This window comes from Pseudomonas caspiana (genome assembly GCF_002158995.1).
GTDB lineage: Bacteria > Pseudomonadota > Gammaproteobacteria > Pseudomonadales > Pseudomonadaceae > Aquipseudomonas > Aquipseudomonas caspiana.
Window position 1 is genome coordinate 1 of sequence record NZ_LOHF01000032.1, and the last position, 18,746, is coordinate 18,746.

Below are 18,746 nucleotides of genomic sequence, written 5' to 3' on the forward strand. Positions count from 1 at the left end.
TATGCCGAGCGACAGCGAGGCACCCAGTGGTGGGGCAAGAGCCTTTTGCTTACTTTTGGCTGGGCCGGCTTCCGGAACAAAAGTGAGGCGCCGTAAGGGCGCAACCAATATCAGCCGTTACCCCGGTAATGGATATGTACGCAAAAAATCGCCTCCGCATTATTCGTGCTTACACAGGGCTAATGAGTGGGGCAGTAAAGCATCGTGCAACCTGCACGTAATTGGGTTTCCGTTATTCGGACTTCTATGGTATAAAATGCGCCGCTTTCCGGGGTAAGCCCCGCAAGCACTAACCCACACACGTGTCGACACGATGACCTGGGTGCCCTCGGCTCGAAGCCGCTGGTTGGTCATTGGGATACGTGGAGGCCTAACCCGACTTATCAAGGAACTATCATGTCCCAAGTCAACATGCGCGATATGCTGAAGGCCGGTGTGCACTTCGGCCACCAGACCCGTTACTGGAACCCGAAAATGGGTAAATACATTTTCGGCGCGCGTAACAAGATTCACATTATCAACCTTGAAAAAACCCTGCCTATGTTCAACGAAGCTCTGACTTTCGTTGAAAAACTGGCTTCGGGCAAAAACAAGATTCTGTTCGTCGGCACCAAGCGTTCCGCTGGCAAGATCGTTGCTGAAGAAGCAGCACGTTGCGGTTCGCCGTACGTCGATCACCGCTGGTTGGGCGGCATGCTGACCAACTTCAAAACCATCCGTCAGTCCATCAAGCGTCTGCGTGAGCTTGAAGTACAGGCTGAAGACGGTACTTTCGCCAAGCTGACCAAGAAAGAGGCGCTGATGCGCACTCGCGATCTGGAAAAGCTGGATCGTAGCCTGGGTGGTATCAAGGACATGGGCGGTCTGCCAGACGCACTGTTCGTTATCGACGTTGATCACGAGCGCATCGCGATCACCGAAGCTAACAAGCTGGGTATCCCGGTTATCGGCGTAGTCGATACCAACAGCAGCCCGGAAGGCGTTGACTACATCATCCCAGGCAACGATGACGCAATCCGCGCTATCCAGCTGTACATGGGTTCGATGGCTGACGCTGTAATCCGTGGTCGCAACAACGTTGCTGGCGGCACCGACGTTTTCGTCGAAGAAGCTCCAGCAGCTGCAGTTGAAGGCTGAGTAGTTAACGCCTAGCGTTTACTCAGTACGCAAAAAGGGGGCTTGGCCCCCTTTTTGCCACCTCGAGAACCATGTGTTGGCGTTGTCATGACGTTGTTGTCATTTACGGCTGTCACCATGCGTTTTCAAGAATTTGAACGCCCGTTAATGCGGGTGGAATGGTTTAAGACCTATCCAAGAGGATTTTGAAATGGCAGAGATTACTGCAGCGTTGGTTAAAGAACTGCGCGAGCGTACCGGCGAAGGCATGATGGATTGCAAAAAGGCCTTGACCAAGGCTGGCGGCGACATCGAAAAAGCCATTGATGACATGCGTGCTTCGGGCGCCATCAAGGCTGCCAAGAAAGCAGGCAACGTTGCTGCTGAAGGCGCTATCGCTGTTAAAGTTGCTGAAGATGGCAAGCGCGCTACCATCATCGAAGTCAACTCTCAGACTGACTTCCTGGCCCTGCAAGACGATTTCAAGAACTTCGTCACCAGCAGCCTGGAAAAAGCATTCGCAGACAAACTGACCGACGCAGCTCCGCTGATCGAAGCTCAGGAAGTCGAGCGTACTGCTCTGGTTGCCAAAGTTGGCGAGAACGTGAACATCCGTCGTCTGGCGAGCATCGAAGGTGACGTGGTCAACGCTTACCTGCACGGCAACAAGATTGGTGTTGTCGTTGTCCTGAAAGGCGGCGACGCTGAGCTGGCCAAAGATATCGCTATGCACGTAGCTGCAAGCAACCCTGAGTTCCTGCTGCCTTCGGAAGTTTCTGCCGAAGCGATCGAGCGTGAGAAGGGCGTCTTCCTGCAACTGAACGAAGACAAGATCAAAGGCAAGCCAGCCGAAATCGTTGAGAAAATGGTTGCCGGTCGTATCACCAAGTTCCTGGCTGAGGCCAGCCTTGTTGAGCAAGCTTTCGTCAAGAACCCGGAAATCAAGGTCGGCGAGCTGGCCAAGAAAGCCGGTGCTGAAATCGTTTCCTTCACCTACTTCAAAGTGGGCGAAGGCATCGATAAGCCAGTCGACAACTTCGCTGAAGAAGTCGCTGCGCAAGTAGCTGCAAGCAAGAAGTAAGACGGTTCACCGACTGTCGTACCCAAGAGGCTGCCCGCTTACGCGCGCAGCCTCTTTGTCAAAAAGGAAAAGCTAATTGTTTTCCTTGGAGAAGTGGCTTACAAGGCTGCATTCTTCTGACGCTGTCGCAGCGTCAAGCTAGAGTAAGCGCAGGCTTAAAGTGCCCGCACAGATTTTTTTTCAGAAAACGCCGCAGGAGAGATTCGCAATGGCTCAGCAGGGCAGTGGTTATCAGGCTCGCTATAAACGCATTCTACTCAAGCTTAGCGGCGAGGCCTTGATGGGCTCCGAAGAGTTCGGAATCGATCCAAAGGTGCTGGATCGCATGGCGCTGGAAGTCGGCCAACTGGTTGGCATAGGCGTCCAGGTCGGTTTGGTGATTGGTGGTGGCAACCTGTTCCGTGGCGCAGCATTGAGTGCTGCCGGTATGGATCGTGTCACGGGTGATCACATGGGCATGCTGGCCACTGTGATGAACGCCTTGGCAATGCGCGATGCTCTGGAGCGTGCCAACATCTCTGCCATCGTTATGTCTGCCATTTCCATGGTGGGTGTGACGGATCACTACGATCGCCGTAAAGCGATGCGTCACCTGAATTCCAAAGAAGTCGTGATTTTCGCGGCTGGTACTGGCAATCCATTCTTCACAACCGACTCGGCCGCTTGCTTGCGAGCAATCGAAATTGATGCCGATGTTGTCCTGAAGGCAACCAAGGTCGACGGTGTGTACACCGCAGACCCGTTCAAAGACCCGCATGCAGAGAAGTTCGATCATCTGACTTACGATGAAGTTCTGGATCGCAAGCTGGGCGTAATGGATCTGACGGCAATCTGTCTGTGCCGCGATCACAAGATGCCACTCCGTGTTTTTAATATGAACAAGCCCGGCGCCCTGCTGAATATCGTACATGGCGGCGCTGAAGGAACCCTGATCGAGGAAGGCGCACAATGATCAACGAAATCAAAAAAGACGCTCAAGAGCGCATGCAGAAATCACTCGAATCCCTGAACCATGCATTTGGTCAGATTCGTACTGGCAAGGCTCACCCGAGCATTCTGGGCAGCGTAATGGTGCCTTACTACGGCGCTGATACGCCTTTGAGTGGTGTTGCCAACGTTACGGTAAAAGACTCGCGCACCCTGCAGGTCGTAGCTTTCGAGCGCAATATGCTGGCTGCTGTCGACAAGGCGATCCAGAGCGCTGGTCTGAACCTTAATCCGACCAACCTCGGTGAGCTGTTGCTGATCTCCATGCCAGCCTTGACCGAAGAAACCCGCAAGGGCTTCACCAAGCAGGCGCGCAGTGCCGCTGAAGATGCTCGTGTTGCTGTGCGCAACATTCGCCGCGATGCGTTGGGTGACTTGAAGAAACTGGTCAAGGACAAGGAAATCAGCGAAGACGAAGAGCGTCGTGCTGCTGCCGATATCCAGAAACTGACCGACAAGGCAGAGGCTGACATCGATTCGGCCACCAAGGCAAAAGAAGCAGACCTGATGGCCGTATAAGGTTCGGGGCGCTTTCATGGAAAAGACAAAATCGACCGCGCCGTCATCGGTGCCGCGTCATGTCGCGATCATCATGGATGGTAATAACCGCTGGGCGAAAAAGCGCCTGTTGCCTGGTGTCGCAGGGCATAAAGCGGGTGTCGATGCAGTTCGGGCGGTTATCGAAGTGTGCGCCGAGGCCAAGGTCGAGGTGCTCACGCTGTTCGCATTTTCCAGTGAAAACTGGCAGCGGCCAGCCGAGGAGGTTGGAGCGTTGATGGAGCTTTTTTTCACGGCGCTGCGTCGTGAAACCAAGCGCCTGAACGAGAACGAGATCAGTCTGCGCATTATCGGCGACCGCTCTCGTTTCCATCCGGAGCTTCAGGCCGCCATGCGAGAAGCTGAAAGCCGTACCGCTGGCAATGATCGCTTCGTCTTACAGATTGCTGCCAACTACGGCGGTCAGTGGGACATCGCGCAGGCTGCCCAGCGACTCGCGCGTGAAGTTCAAGCCGGGCATTTGCGTCCGGACGACATTACGCCTGAGTTACTGCAGACCTGTCTGGCAACCGGAGACCTGCCGTTGCCGGATCTGTGCATTCGCACGGGTGGCGAGCACCGCATCAGTAACTTCCTGCTTTGGCAGCTGGCCTATGCCGAGCTGTACTTCTCCGACCTGTTCTGGCCGGACTTCAAACACGATGCCATGCGCGCTGCGCTGGCCGATTTCGCTTCGCGTCAGCGTCGCTTCGGTAAAACGAGTGAGCAGATCGAAGCTGGAGCCCGGGTTTAATGTTGAAACAACGGATCATCACGGCACTCATTCTGCTACCGATCGCACTTTGCGGTTTCTTCCTGCTGTCCGGGGCCAGCTTCGCCCTGTTCATCGGCGTAGTAGTCACCCTGGGAGCCTGGGAGTGGGCGCGTCTTGCCGGGTTCCCCGCTCAGTCGGCGCGTGTCGCTTATGCGGTGATGGTTGCCGCACTGTTGTTCCTGTTGTACCTGATGCCGGGGCTTGCACCGTGGATTCTGGTTGCGGCGGTTATCTGGTGGGCGGTAGCGACCTGGCTGGTGCTGACTTACCCAGAGTCCAGTCGACACTGGTCCAGCGCAATCTGCAAGCTGGCCATTGGTTTGTTGATTTTGCTCCCAGCCTGGCAAGGGCTGGTGCTGATCAAGCAGGCTCCGCTGGGTAACTGGTTGATTCTCTCGGTGATGGTTCTGGTGTGGGGCGCAGATATTGGTGCGTACTTCTCCGGTAAGGCTTTTGGCAAGCGCAAGCTGGCCCCGAAAGTCAGTCCCGGCAAAAGCTGGGAGGGTGTGTACGGTGGTTTGCTGGGCTGCCTTCTGATCACCGTCGTGGTCGGGATTGTTCGTGAGTGGTCCGCGTCACAATTCCTGTTCGGCTTGTTGGGCACCGCAATTGTTGTGTTCATCTCCGTGATAGGGGATTTGACTGAAAGCATGTTCAAGCGCCAGTCCGGCATCAAGGACAGTAGTAATCTGTTGCCCGGTCATGGCGGTGTCCTTGATCGCATCGATAGTCTGACTGCCGCTATTCCGGTTTTTGCCGTTTTGCTTTGGGCTGCTGCTGATTGGGGCGTGCTGTGAGTCGTCCTCAACTGGTTACCGTTTTAGGCGCTACCGGCTCGGTTGGCCTGAGTACTCTTGACGTCATTGCTCGTCATCCTGATCTCTATCAGGTTTTTGCTCTGACTGGCTTTACTCGCCAGAGCGAGTTGCTGGCGTTGTGTATCAGGCACACCCCTCGCTTCGCTGTGATGCCGACTCAGGAGTCTGCGCGCAAGTTGCAGGATGATCTGGCTGCCGCTGGTCTCGATACTCGAGTGCTGGTGGGGGAGGGCGGTCTTTGTGAGGTTGCCGCTCACCCTCAGGTCGATACCGTGCTGGCGGCGATTGTCGGTGCTGCCGGCCTGCGGCCTACGTTGGCGGCTGTCGAGGCAGGCAAGAAAATCTTGCTGGCGAATAAGGAAGCGCTGGTCATGTCCGGCACCTTGTTCATGCAAGCCGTTCGTCAAAGTGGTTCTGCTCTTCTGCCTATTGATAGTGAGCACAATGCGATTTTCCAGTGCTTGCCGCTTGATTACGCCCGAGGCCTGGGGCCGGTTGGTGTACGGCGCATTTTGTTGACCGCGTCCGGTGGTCCGTTCCGCGAGACGCCGCTAAGCGAGTTGCACAATGTGTCTCCTGAACAAGCCTGTGCCCATCCCAACTGGTCGATGGGGCGCAAGATTTCGGTCGACTCAGCCAGCATGATGAACAAGGGGCTTGAGCTTATTGAGGCGTGTTGGCTCTTTGATGCCAGACCTGAACAGGTTGAAGTGGTTATTCATCCGCAGAGCGTTATTCACTCTATGGTCGACTACGTAGACGGGTCGGTACTCGCTCAGTTGGGCAATCCGGATATGCGTACGCCGATCGCTCATGCGCTGGCCTGGCCGCAACGTATCGATTCGGGCGTTGCGCCGCTGGACCTGTTCAGTATCGCGCGCCTGGACTTCCAGGCCCCTGACGAGCAGCGCTTCCCGTGTCTGCGTCTGGCGCGGCAAGCTGCCGAGGCTGGCAACAGTGCGCCAGCCATGTTGAATGCGGCAAATGAAGTAGCTGTGGCTGCATTTCTTGATCGGCGCATCCGCTATCCGGAAATCGCGAGTATGATCGACGATGTTTTGAATCTTGAACCCGTTGTTCCGGTCGCTGATCTGGAAACTGTATTCGACGTGGATTCAAAAGCGCGCGTTCTGGCAGAGCAATGGCTCAGCCGCAACGGGCGATAATCGCAGACGCTAGAAGGTACTGGCGCAAGGCTTGGTCCAAGCCGGTACCTGGAGAAAGTTGATGAGCGCGCTCTATATGATTGTTGGCACCCTGGTAGCGCTGGGCGTGCTGGTTACCTTTCACGAATACGGCCACTTCTGGGTGGCGCGGCGTTGTGGCGTCAAGGTTTTACGTTTTTCGGTTGGCTTTGGTACGCCGCTTTTTCGCTGGCATGACCGCCAGGGTACCGAGTATGTGATTGCTGCCATCCCTCTGGGCGGCTACGTAAAAATGCTCGATGAGCGCGAGGGTAACGTCCCTCCCGAGCTGGCCGATCAGTCTTTCAATCGTAAGACTGTCTATCAGCGTATTGCCATTGTCAGCGCCGGTCCTATTGCGAACTTCCTGCTGGCTATCTTTTTCTTCTGGATCCTGGCCATGCTGGGTAGCCAGCAGGTGCGTCCGGTCATTGGCGCGGTTGAGCCCGGCAGTATTGCGCAAGTAGCCGGATTGAGTGCCGGGCAGGAAATTGTCTCCGTCGATGGTGAGGCAACATCGGGCTGGTCAGCGGTCAATCTGCAGTTGGTTCGTCGCCTGGGTGAAAGTGGCAACGTCGCACTGAAGGTCCGCGAGCCTGGCGCAACGGTTGATACTGCTCACAGTCTGGCGCTGGATAACTGGCTGAAGGGCGCTGAAGAGCCAGATCCGATCAAGTCGTTGGGCATTCGTCCGTGGCGTCCGGCATTGCCGCCGGTGCTGGCCGAGCTGGACCCTAAAGGTCCTGCGCAGGCAGCAGGGTTGAAAACCGGCGACAAGCTGGTGGCTCTGGATGGGCGTCCTGTAGACGAATGGCAGCAAGTGGTTGACTGGGTGCGTGAGCGTCCCGATGCAAAAATTTCTCTCGGCGTAGAGCGCGATGGTGCACGACTCGATGTGCCGCTGACTCTTGCGGCGCGTGGCGAAGGCAAGGCTGCAAGTGGTTATCTGGGGGCCGGCGTCAAAGGTATCGACTGGCCTCCCGAGATGCTGCGCGAAGTCAGTTATGGTCCGTTGGCCGCTGTGGCCGAGGGCGCCAGCCGCACATGGACCATGAGCGTACTGACCCTCGATTCGCTCAGGAAAATGTTGTTCGGTGAGCTCTCGGTAAAAAACTTGAGTGGACCGATAACCATTGCTAAAGTGGCGGGCGCTTCGGCCCAGTCGGGCATAGGTGATTTCCTGAATTTCCTCGCTTATCTGAGCATAAGCCTGGGAGTCCTGAATTTACTGCCTATTCCAGTGCTGGACGGGGGGCATTTGTTGTTCTATCTGATCGAGTGGGCACGTGGTCGCCCCCTTTCGGAAAGGGTTCAAGGTTGGGGGGTTCAGATTGGTATCAGTCTGGTGGTGGGCGTTATGTTGCTCGCGCTGGTCAACGATCTGGGTCGACTGTAAAGCTTAGCTTTGCTGAGTTGCGAATCTGCCGCATTTTGCGGCAGTTTGTTTATTGCCAGTTGGAATAAGAAAGGACTTCATGAAACGTCTGCTGCTAACTGCGGTTCTTGCCGTACTGATGATTGCCGAAGTTCACGCCGAGTCCTTCACTATCTCCGATATCCGTGTCAATGGCCTGCAGCGGGTATCCGCGGGCAGTGTATTTGGTGCGTTGCCGCTGAACGTGGGCGAGCAAGCGGATGATGGTCGTCTGGTGGATGCCACTCGCGCACTGTTTAAAACCGGATTCTTCCAGGATATCCAGTTGGGTCGTGATGGTAATGTGCTGGTCATCACCGTCGTCGAGCGTCCATCTGTCGCCAGTATCGAAATCGAAGGTAACAAGGCCATCTCCACTGAAGACCTGATGAAAGGTCTGAAACAGTCGGGTCTGGCTGAAGGCGAAATCTTCCAGCGGGCAACACTTGAAGGTGTGCGTAACGAACTGCAGCGCCAGTATGTTGCTCAGGGTCGTTACTCGGCTGAAGTCGCGACGGAAGTCGTCGCCCAGCCACGCAACCGGGTTGGCCTGAAGATCAACATCAACGAAGGCACGGTCGCCTCGATCCAGCACATCAATGTGGTGGGTAACAGCGTTTTCCCTGATGAAGACCTGATCGACCTTTTCGAATTGAAGACCACCAACTGGCTTTCTTTCTTCAAGAACGACGACAAGTACGCCCGGGAAAAACTTTCCGGCGACCTCGAACGTCTGCGTTCCTACTATCTTGATCGCGGCTATATCAATATGGATATCGCCTCGACTCAGGTATCGATCACGCCTGACAAGAAAAACGTTTACATCACGGTCAACGTCAACGAAGGCCAGAAGTACAGCGTCAAGTCGGTCAAGTTGAGCGGCGACCTCAAGGTGCCGGAAGATCAGGTCAAGTCCCTGTTGCTGGTCAAGCCAGGTCAGGTGTTCTCGCGTAAAGTGATGACCACTACCTCCGAGCTGATCACCCGTCGTCTGGGTAACGAAGGCTATACCTTCGCCAACGTGAACGGCGTTCCGACTCCAAATGACGAAGATCACACTGTCGACATCACCTTCGTGGTTGATCCAGGCAAGCGTGCTTATGTGAACCGGATCAACTTCCGCGGCAACACCAAGTCTGCCGACGAAGTACTGCGCCGTGAAATGCGTCAAATGGAAGGCGGCTGGGCTTCGACCTATCTGATCGACCAGTCCAAGACTCGTCTGGATCGTCTGGGCTTCTTTAAGGAAGTGAACGTCGAGACACCGCCAGTACCGGGTACTGACGATCAGGTCGACGTTAACTATGCCGTAGAAGAGCAGGCATCCGGTTCGATTACCGCCAGCGTCGGTTTCGCCCAGAGCGCCGGTCTGATCCTTGGTGGTTCGATCAGCCAGAACAACTTCCTCGGTACAGGTAACAGGGTCAGCATCGGTTTGACTCGTAGCGAATACCAGAGCCGTTACAACTTCAGCTATGTCGATCCGTACTGGACTGCTGATGGCGTGAGCCTGGGCTACAACGCGTTCTATCGCACCACCGACTATGACGATCTGGACGTCGATGTTGCGAGCTACGCAGTAGACAGTCTCGGTGCTGGCATCAGCATGGGTTACCCGATCAACGAAACCTCGCGCCTGACTTACGGCCTGACCGTGCAGCAGGACGAAATCAAGACCGGTACCTATACCGTCGACGAAATCTTTGACTTTGTCGACAAGGAAGGCGACAAGTACCTGAACTTCAAGGGTTCGATCGGCTGGTCCGAGTCGACTCTGAACAAAGGTGTACTGGCAACTCGCGGTCACTCACAGAGCCTGACGCTGGAAACCACGCTGCCGGGTAGCGACCTGTCGTTCTACAAGCTCGACTACCGCGCCCAGTACTTCCACCCGATCACCGACAACTACACCCTGCGTCTGCACACAGAACTGGGTTATGGCGACGGCTACGGTTCGACCTCCGGTCTGCCGTTCTACGAGAACTACTACGCCGGTGGCTTCAACTCGGTTCGTGGTTTCAAGGACAGCACTCTTGGTCCGCGCAGTACGCCTAGCAGTGGTACTCGTCCAGGCACGCGAGTTGACCCGGATCAGGATCCGCTTCCGTTCGGCGGCAACGTTCTCGTTCAAGGTGGCGTAGAGGTGATGTTCCCTCTGCCATTCATTAAGGACCAGCGTTCCCTGCGTACCTCCCTGTTCTGGGACGTGGGTAACGTGTTTGACACCAACTGCGATTCCAACCGGACACGCAATGGCGAGAAAGTTGAATGTAACGACATCGACTTTTCCGGCATGGCCAGTTCCGTTGGTGTAGGTGTTACCTGGATTACCGCTCTCGGTCCTCTGAGCTTCGCCCTGGCGATGCCGATCAAGAAACCGGATGACGATACCGAAACCCAGGTTTTCCAATTTTCCCTTGGTCAGACTTTCTAAGCGTCTGACTTTGGATAACGACAGCGAATTTTGTAGGAGTGCATCGTGCGTAAGTTGACCCAATTGGTACTGCTGGCAACCGTTCTCGCAGCAGGCCCGGCTTTTGCCGACATGAAAATTGCCGTTTTGAACTATCAAATGGCCTTGCTTGAATCTGATGCGGCCAAGAAATATGCCGTTGATGCCGAGAAGAAGTTCGGTCCGCAACTGACCAAACTGAAAACTCTGGAAAGCAGCGCCAAAGGTATCCAGGACCGTCTGGTTAGTGGTGGCGACAAAATGGCCCAGCCTGAACGCGAACGTCTTGAACTTGAGTTCAAGCAAAAAGCACGTGACTTCCAGTTCCAGTCCAAGGAACTGAACGAAGCCAAAGCTGTTGCTGACCGTGAAATGCTCAAGCAACTCAAGCCTAAGCTGGATCAGGCAGTGGAAGAAGTGATCAAGAAGGGTGCATTTGACCTGGTCTTCGAGCGCGGTGCAGTGATTGACGTCAAGCCACAGTATGACGTTACTCGCCAGGTCATCGAGCGCATGAACCAGCTGAAGTAACCTATGACCGCTACTATCAAGCTCGGTCAGTTGGCCGAGTTCCTGGGCGCCACGCTACGTGGCGCCGAGGATAAAGAAATTACCGGGCTGGCCACTTTGCAAGAGGCCGGTCCAGGTCAGGTCAGCTTCCTGGCAAATCCGCAATACCGTAAATTCCTCGTTGATACCCAAGCCTCTGCGGTGCTTTTGAAGCCTACTGATGCGGATTCGTATACTGGCAACGCGTTGCTGGTACCGGATCCCTATCTGGCCTACGCGCGCATTTCCCATCTGTTCGATCCCAAGCCCAAGGCCGTTGCCGGAATTCATCCGACAGCCGTCGTTGCTGACGATGCACAGATTGATCCTGCTGCCAGCATCGGCGCTTTTGCCGTTGTCGAGAGCGGGGCGAAAATCGCTGCGGGCGTTACCGTCGGTGCCCAGTGCTTCATCGGTGCCCGGTGCGAAATCGGCGAAGGTGGCTGGCTGGCTCCGCGGGTCACGCTCTATCACGATGTGCGCATCGGCAAGCGTGTGGTCATTCAGTCGGGTGCTGTTCTTGGTGGTGAGGGCTTCGGCTTTGCCAATGAGAAGGGGGTCTGGCAGAAAATCGCGCAGATAGGCGGCGTATTGATCGGCGATGACGTGGAAATTGGCGTAAACACAGCCATCGACCGCGGTGCATTGGCTGATACACGAATCGGTAACGGTGTGAAGCTGGATAACCAGATCCAGATCGCTCACAACGTACAGGTTGGTGATCACACGGCCATGGCAGCATGTGTCGGCATTTCCGGAAGTACCAAAATCGGTAAGCATTGCATGCTGGCCGGTGGCGTAGGACTGGTTGGGCATATCGATATCTGTGACGGTGTGTTTATCACCGGCATGACGATGGTGACCCACTCCATCACTGAGCCAGGTTCCTATTCTTCAGGAACGGCGATGCAGCCAGCAGGCGAGTGGCGCAAGAGCGCGGCACGTATTCGCAAGCTCGACGAGATGGCACGTCGACTGCAAAAGCTGGAAAAGATTGTTGAGGGAGTGACCTCAGGCGTTAATGCTTCATCAGATGGCTGATACTTTTTTCATATCAAGCGTGCACTGCCGATAAATTGCTTCCTTGATTTGCAGAGGAGTGCAGCGCAACTGCCGCGCACTCCTAATCTTGACTACAGGCTTCCCCTCGAAATGATGGACATCAACGAAATTCGCGAATACCTGCCGCACCGCTACCCGTTCCTGCTGGTAGACCGCGTAGTGGAACTCGACGTCGAGAACAAAAGCATTCGCGCTTATAAAAACGTCAGCATCAATGAGCCGTTTTTCAACGGTCACTTTCCAGCGCATCCAATCATGCCGGGCGTGCTGATCATTGAAGCGATGGCTCAGGCTGCTGGTATCCTTGGTTTCAAGATGCTGGGCGCAAAGCCTGCTGATGGCACGCTGTATTATTTCGTAGGCTCGGACAAACTGCGTTTCCGCCAGCCAGTGCTGCCGGGCGACCAACTGATTCTTGAAGCGAAGTTCTTGAGCTGCAAGCGTCAGATCTGGAAGTTTGAGTGCAGCGCCTCGGTCGACGGCAAGCCGGTTTGCTCCGCGGAAATCATCTGTGCGGAACGTAAACTATGAGTTTAATTGACCCTCGCGCAATCATCGATCCGACAGCCGTTCTGGCTGACAATGTGGAGGTCGGCCCGTGGTCGATCATCGGAGCCGGTGTGGAAATTGGCGAGGGTACAGTGGTTGGTCCTCACGTGATTTTGCGTGGCCCGACCCGGATCGGTAAGCACAATCGTATCTACCAGTTTTCATCGGTGGGCGAGGACACGCCTGATCTCAAGTACAAAGGTGAAGCGACGCGTCTGGTCATTGGCGATCACAATGTAATTCGTGAAGGCGTGACGATACATCGCGGCACCGTTCAGGACCGCGCCGAAACCACGATTGGTGACCACAACCTGATCATGGCCTATGCACACATCGGTCATGACAGCGTCATCGGCAATAACTGCATTCTGGTCAACAACACTGCGTTGGCGGGTCATGTGCACGTCGCAGATTGGGCGATCCTTTCCGGTTTCACTTTGGTCCATCAGTACTGTCACATCGGCGCTCATAGCTTTTCCGGCATGGGTACCGCGATTGGTAAGGATGTTCCTGCGTTTGTTACCGTGTTCGGCAACCCGGCCGAAGCCCGGAGCATGAACTTCGAGGGCATGCGCCGTCGTGGCTTCAGCGAAGAAGCCATTCACGCGTTGCGCCGTGCCTACAAGGTGGTTTATCGCCAAGGGCTGACGGTTGACCAGGCCATTGCCGAGTTGGCTGAGCCTGCTGCCCAGTTCCCGGAGGTCGCTGTGTTTCTTGAGTCTATCCAGACCTCGACCCGCGGCATCACCCGCTAGTCATGCCCAGCGTATTGCGTGTCGCTTTGGTCGCGGGCGAAGCGTCCGGGGATATTCTCGGATCCGGTCTTATGCGTGCCATCAAGGCGCGTCACCCTCAGGTTGAGTTCATTGGAGTCGGCGGTCCGCTGATGGAAGCCGAAGGTATGGCGTCCTTGTTCCCGATGGAGCGCCTTTCGGTCATGGGCCTGGTTGAGGTGTTGGGTCGTTTGCGTGAGTTGCTGGCCAAACGTAAAGCACTCATCCAGACCCTTATCGAGCAAAAGCCAGATGTCTTTATTGGCATTGATGCTCCTGATTTCACCCTCAACATCGAACTTCAATTGCGTCGTGCCGGTATCAAGACGGTTCATTACGTCAGCCCGTCGGTCTGGGCGTGGCGTCAGAAGCGCGTCCTGAAGATCCGTGAAGGCTGCGACCTGATGTTGACGTTGCTGCCCTTTGAAGCTCGTTTCTATGAAGAGAAGGGCGTGCCGGTCAGGTTTGTCGGGCATCCTTTGGCCGATACCATCCCGTTGCAGGCCGATCGTGCTGCTGCTCGTGCCGAACTAGGCATCGGTGAGGGGCCGGTCGTTGCGCTGATGCCGGGCAGTCGTGGTGGTGAAGTCGGACGTCTGGGCAGCTTGTTCTTCGACGCTGCCGAGCGTTTGCAGGCTGTGCGTCCAGAGGTTAGATTCGTCTTGCCCTGTGCAAGCCCCCAGCGTCGTGCGCAGATCGAACAATTGTTGCAAGGGCGTGATCTGCAGGTGTTACTGCTCGACGGTCGCTCTCATGTAGCGCTTGCCGCTTGTGATGCGGTACTGATTGCATCGGGAACGGCGACTCTGGAAGCGCTGCTGTACAAACGCCCCATGGTGGTTGCCTATCGCATGGCACCGCTTACCTTTTGGATACTCAAGCGTCTGGTGAAAAGTCCTTACGTCTCGTTGCCCAATCTTCTAGCTCAGCGGCTGTTGGTGCCGGAGTTATTGCAGGATGACGCCACTGCTGATGCATTGGTGCAGCAATTGCTGCCGCTTCTGGATGATGGCCTGGTGCAGACTGAGGGTTTTGACGAAATACACCGGACCTTGCGTCGCGATGCCTCCAATCAGGCCGCCGAAGCGGTGTTAGACCTGATTGGCCGTTCGCCTTCATTGTGAGTTCACGTTCAATGCAAATAGGTCTGGATTTCAATCTCGTTGAAGAGCTGGTTGCCGGTGTTGACGAAGTGGGCCGTGGTCCGCTTTGTGGTGCTGTGGTGACTGCGGCGGTGATTCTCGATCCGCGCCGCCCGATTCTGGGCCTCAATGACTCGAAGAAGCTGACAGAAGCCAAGCGCGAACTGCTTTTCGATGAGATTTGCGAGAAAGCGCTGTCCTGGCATATTGCCCGGGCGGAAGTCGAAGAGATTGATGAGTTGAACATCCTGCATGCCACCATGCTCGCCATGAAACGTGCAGTGGAAGGCCTGATGATCACGCCGAAACTGGCCTTGATCGACGGCAATCGTTGCCCGCAGTTGTCGGTTCCTAGCGCGCCGGTAGTCCAGGGCGATTCCAAGGTTCCGGCAATTGCCGCTGCTTCCATTCTGGCCAAGGTCAGTCGTGACCGTGAGATGGCCGCCATGGAGCTGAAATATCCCGGCTACGGGATCGGCGGACACAAGGGCTATCCGACACCGGTGCATCTCGAAGCCCTTGCGCGTCTTGGGCCTACGCCGATTCACAGGCGCTCATTCGGGCCGGTGCGTGCTGCCTATGCAGCGCGGGATGCAATGATCCAGTCAACGATGTCTTCGACGTCGATTTTCCCATTGAGCTGACAGTGGGCTGATGTTTTGCCAAAGGCCCGGTACAATCCGGGCCTTCGTTTTTGTTCTAGCGCTATAGGATCTCCATGCCGGCTTCTTTCGTTCATCTACGCCTGCACACCGAATATTCGCTGGTCGATGGCCTGGTTCGGGTCAAACCGCTGGTCAAAACCCTCGCGGCCATGAATATGCCTGCTGTGGCGGTGACAGATCAGAACAACCTGTGCTCGCTGGTCAAGTTCTACAAGGCGGCCATGGGCGCGGGGATCAAGCCCATCTGTGGCGCAGACCTGTGGCTGTCGAACAAGGATGAAGATGCCGCGTTGAGTCGCATCAGCCTGTTGGTCATGAACGCCAAGGGCTATCGCAACCTCACCGAACTGATTTCCCGCGGCTTCATTGATGGCCAGCGTAATGGCCAGATCATCATTGAGCGTGAGTGGGTGGCGGAGGCCAACGAAGGCCTGATCGCACTGTCGGCGGCAAAAGAAGGTGAGATTGGCATGGCATTGCTGGGTAATAACCCGGCCGATGCTGACCAGTTGTTGAGCGAATGGATGGCGGTTTTTCCTGATCGTTTCTATGTCGAAGTGCAGCGCACCAATCGCCCCAATGACGAGGAACATCTGCACGCCGCAGTAGCCCTGGCCGAGCGCCACGGTGCGCCGCTGGTGGCGACCAACGATGTGCGCTTCATCAAGCAAGAGGATTTCGAAGCGCACGAAACCCGTGTTTGCATTGGTGAGGGGCGTGCGCTGGATGACCCGCGTCGCTCGCACAATTACAGCGATCAGCAGTACCTGAAAAGCGCCGAGGAAATGGCCGAGCTGTTCAGCGACCTGCCCGAAGCGCTGGAAAACTCGGTGGAAATCGCCAAGCGCTGCAACATCGATGTGAAGCTGGGTACTCACTTCCTGCCTGACTACCCGATTCCTGATGGCATGACCATCGACGAGTATTTCCGCAAGGTTTCGTTCGAAGGGCTTGAAGAGCGCCTCGCGGTACTTTGGCCTAAAGAGACGACGCCGGACTATGAAGCCAAGCGCCAGGTCTATGTCGACCGGTTGAATTTCGAGCTGGATATCATTATCCAGATGGGCTTCCCCGGCTACTTCCTGATCGTTATGGACTTTATCCAGTGGGCCAAGAACAACGGCGTTCCGGTAGGTCCGGGCCGGGGGTCGGGTGCCGGGTCGCTGGTGGCCTATGTACAGAAGATTACTGACCTTGATCCGCTCGAATACGATCTGCTGTTCGAACGGTTCCTGAACCCGGAACGGGTATCCATGCCCGACTTCGACGTCGACTTCTGCATGGATGGCCGGGACCGGGTGATCGATTATGTGGCCGAGAAATACGGCCGTAATGCGGTGAGCCAGATCATCACCTTCGGTTCCATGGCTGCCAAGGCGGTGGTGCGAGACGTGGCCCGGGTACAGGGCAAGTCTTACGGGCTGGCTGATCGTCTGTCGAAAATGATCCCGTTCGAAGTCGGCATGACCCTCGAGAAGGCCTACGAACAAGAGGAAATTCTGAGGGACTTCCTCAAGGTCGATGAAGAGGCTGCCGAAATCTGGGAAATGGCGCGCAAGCTCGAAGGCATTGTGCGTAACGTCGGCAAACACGCCGGTGGTGTGGTTATCGCACCGACCAAACTGACGGACTTCTCGGCTATTTATTGCGACGAAGAAGGCAGTGGTCTGGTGACCCAGTTCGACAAGGATGACGTCGAGGCGGCGGGTCTGGTGAAGTTCGACTTCCTTGGTCTGCGGACTCTTACCATCATCGACTGGGCGCTCAAAACGATTAACCGCGACCGCGCCAAGGTCAACGAAGAGCCGCTGGATATCGCTTTCATCCCGCTGGATGACGCACCGACTTATCAGTTGCTGCAAAAGGCTGAAACCACCGCGGTGTTCCAGCTTGAATCGCGTGGCATGAAGGAGCTGATCAAAAAGCTCAAGCCTGACTGCCTGGAAGACTTGATCGCACTGGTGGCCTTGTTCCGTCCGGGCCCGCTGCAATCCGGCATGGTGGACGACTTCATCAACCGTAAGCACGGTCGCGCGGAGTTGTCCTACCCGCACGTCGATTACCAGTACGACGGACTCAAGCCGGTTCTGGCGCCGACCTACGGCATCATCCTGTATCAGGAACAGGTCATGCAGATTGCCCAGGTCATGGCCGGGTATACCCTCGGCGGGGCGGACATGCTGCGTCGCGCAATGGGTAAGAAAAAGCCCGAGGAAATGGCCAAGCAGCGCGGCGGCTTTATTGAAGGTTGCAAGACCAACAATATCGACCCGGACCTTGCCGGTAACATTTTTGACCTGGTAGAAAAGTTCGCGGGTTACGGCTTCAATAAATCCCACTCGGCTGCTTATGGCCTGGTGTCGTACCAGACTGCCTGGCTGAAAGCGCATTACCCGGCACCGTTCATGGCTGCGGTACTTTCGGCGGATATGCACAACACCGACAAGGTCGTGACCTTGATCGAAGAAGTGCGAATCATGAAGTTGCGCCTGGACGCGCCGGATGTGAACACGTCCGAGTACAAGTTCACGGTGAGCGAAGACGGACGTATCATTTATGGCCTTGGTGCGATCAAGGGGGTAGGTGAAGGGCCGGTTGAGGCGATCACCGAAGCTCGCGAGGCGGGTCCGTTCAAGGATTTGTTCGACTTCTGTGCGCGTGTAGACCTCAAGCGAGTCAACAAGCGAACCCTCGATGGTCTGATTCGCAGTGGCGCGCTTGATCGTCTCGGGCCTTACTTCGAAGCAGAACCCAAAGCGTATCAAGCCAACATCGACCGTAACCGTGCGGTGTTGCTGGCATCGCTAGTCGAAGCCATTCAGGCCGCCGAGCAAACAGCACGCAGTCATGACAGCGGACACTCCGACCTGTTTGGCGGATTGTTCGTCGAGGAAGACACCGACGTTTATGCCAACCACCGCAAGGCCAAGGAAGGTAGTCTCAAAGACCGTTTGCGTGGTGAAAAGGAAACTCTCGGGCTTTATCTGACCGGCCACCCGATTGACGAATATGAAGGCGAGATTCGCCGTTTTGCACGCCAACGAATTATCGATCTCAAGCCAGCGCGTGATACCCAGACCGTAGCCGGTCTGATTATCGCGTTGCGGGTCATGAAGAACAAAAAGGGCGACAAGATGGGGTTCATTACCCTTGATGACCGCTCTGGACGAATAGAAGCCTCGCTGTTTGCCGAAGCCTTCCACTCTGCGCAGGCCTTGCTGCAAACCGACGCGATGGTGGTGGTCGAAGGCGAGGTCAGCAACGACGATTTCTCTGGCGGTCTGCGCTTGCGCGCCAAACGGGTGATGAGCATCGAAGATGCGCGTACCAATCTGGCCGAAAGCTTGCGTCTGACTGTGCGTGCCGAAGCGCTCAAAGGCGATCGGCTACGCTGGCTGGGTGACTTGTGCAAGCGCCATCGTGGAGCTTGTCCGATTACCCTGGATTACACCGGGCTTGATGCCAAGGCATTGCTGCAGTTTGGCGAAGCGTGGCGAATTGATCCCGCAGACAGCTTGATTCAAGCTCTGCGTGACCAGTTCGGGCGTGAGAACGTCTTCCTGCAGTATCGCTGAAAGCATCAGCCCAGAATTTTTAAACTCGACCTGAATGCGCCTGTTCCCGTAAGGTAAGGCGCTAACG

At 55.9% G+C, this 18,746-nt stretch carries 16 protein-coding genes; all 16 read left to right on the plus strand.

The features are described from left to right. The first annotated feature begins 396 nt into the window (after positions 1–396). The 16 genes from rpsB to dnaE all read left to right on the plus strand — a co-directional run bounded on the left by rpsB (position 397) and on the right by dnaE (position 18,679). On the plus strand, positions 397–1,137 hold the full coding sequence (rpsB, locus tag AUC60_RS25005; protein WP_087273903.1) for a 30S ribosomal protein S2: 741 nt from the start codon (positions 397–399) through the stop codon (positions 1,135–1,137). Between the two features lie 190 nt (positions 1,138–1,327). Further along, entirely contained in the window at positions 1,328–2,197 is an 870-nt protein-coding gene (gene tsf, locus AUC60_RS25010; RefSeq protein WP_087273904.1) for a translation elongation factor Ts, read from the plus strand. Positions 2,198–2,405: 208 nt separating this feature from the next. Beyond that, positions 2,406–3,149 (plus strand): UMP kinase, encoded by a 744-nt coding sequence (gene pyrH / locus AUC60_RS25015; RefSeq protein ID WP_032630773.1) that lies wholly within the window; start codon positions 2,406–2,408, stop codon positions 3,147–3,149. Continuing rightward, positions 3,146–3,703, plus strand: a complete 558-nt coding sequence (gene frr, locus AUC60_RS25020) for a ribosome recycling factor (protein ID WP_087273906.1) — start codon at positions 3,146–3,148, stop codon at positions 3,701–3,703. The genes pyrH and frr overlap by 4 nt, the downstream gene beginning before the upstream one ends. Before the next feature lie 16 nt (positions 3,704–3,719). Continuing rightward, entirely contained in the window at positions 3,720–4,475 is a 756-nt protein-coding gene (gene uppS / locus AUC60_RS25025; RefSeq protein ID WP_087273908.1) for a polyprenyl diphosphate synthase, read from the plus strand. Beyond that, entirely contained in the window at positions 4,475–5,293 is an 819-nt protein-coding gene (locus AUC60_RS25030) for a phosphatidate cytidylyltransferase (protein ID WP_087273910.1), read from the plus strand. The genes uppS and AUC60_RS25030 overlap by 1 nt, the downstream gene beginning before the upstream one ends. After that, positions 5,290–6,480 carry a 1-deoxy-D-xylulose-5-phosphate reductoisomerase gene (gene ispC, locus AUC60_RS25035; protein ID WP_087273912.1) on the plus strand — a complete coding sequence of 397 codons (1,191 nt, stop codon included), beginning with the start codon at positions 5,290–5,292 and terminating at the stop codon, positions 6,478–6,480. Before AUC60_RS25030 ends, ispC begins: the two co-directional genes overlap by 4 nt. A gap of 61 nt (positions 6,481–6,541) precedes the next feature. Then, entirely contained in the window at positions 6,542–7,894 is a 1,353-nt protein-coding gene (gene rseP, locus AUC60_RS25040; RefSeq protein ID WP_087273913.1) for a sigma E protease regulator RseP, read from the plus strand. Positions 7,895–7,973: 79 nt separating this feature from the next. Beyond that, the gene (bamA, locus tag AUC60_RS25045) at positions 7,974–10,346 is read left to right on the plus strand and encodes an outer membrane protein assembly factor BamA (protein ID WP_087273915.1); all 2,373 of its coding nucleotides are present in this window, start codon (positions 7,974–7,976) and stop codon (positions 10,344–10,346) included. A 45-nt stretch (positions 10,347–10,391) separates the two neighbouring features. Continuing rightward, a complete protein-coding gene (locus AUC60_RS25050) occupies positions 10,392–10,895 on the plus strand; it encodes an OmpH/Skp family outer membrane protein (protein WP_027898803.1) in 504 nt (167 codons plus the stop codon). A gap of 3 nt (positions 10,896–10,898) precedes the next feature. Next, entirely contained in the window at positions 10,899–11,954 is a 1,056-nt protein-coding gene (gene lpxD / locus AUC60_RS25055) for a UDP-3-O-(3-hydroxymyristoyl)glucosamine N-acyltransferase (protein ID WP_087273917.1), read from the plus strand. A 111-nt stretch (positions 11,955–12,065) separates the two neighbouring features. After that, positions 12,066–12,506, plus strand: coding sequence for a 3-hydroxyacyl-ACP dehydratase FabZ (gene fabZ / locus AUC60_RS25060; RefSeq protein ID WP_087273918.1), 441 nt, complete (start codon positions 12,066–12,068; stop codon positions 12,504–12,506). After that, positions 12,503–13,279: an acyl-ACP--UDP-N-acetylglucosamine O-acyltransferase gene (gene lpxA / locus AUC60_RS25065; protein WP_087273920.1), complete on the plus strand. Its 777-nt coding sequence runs from the start codon at positions 12,503–12,505 to the stop codon at positions 13,277–13,279. The genes fabZ and lpxA overlap by 4 nt, the downstream gene beginning before the upstream one ends. A gap of 2 nt (positions 13,280–13,281) precedes the next feature. Continuing rightward, positions 13,282–14,421 carry a lipid-A-disaccharide synthase gene (gene lpxB, locus AUC60_RS25070; protein WP_087273921.1) on the plus strand — a complete coding sequence of 380 codons (1,140 nt, stop codon included), beginning with the start codon at positions 13,282–13,284 and terminating at the stop codon, positions 14,419–14,421. An 11-nt stretch (positions 14,422–14,432) separates the two neighbouring features. Further along, positions 14,433–15,083, plus strand: coding sequence for a ribonuclease HII (gene rnhB, locus AUC60_RS25075; protein ID WP_087273923.1), 651 nt, complete (start codon positions 14,433–14,435; stop codon positions 15,081–15,083). Positions 15,084–15,157: 74 nt separating this feature from the next. After that, a complete protein-coding gene (gene dnaE, locus AUC60_RS25080; protein WP_087273925.1) occupies positions 15,158–18,679 on the plus strand; it encodes a DNA polymerase III subunit alpha in 3,522 nt (1,173 codons plus the stop codon). Positions 18,680–18,746: the final 67 nt, after the last annotated feature.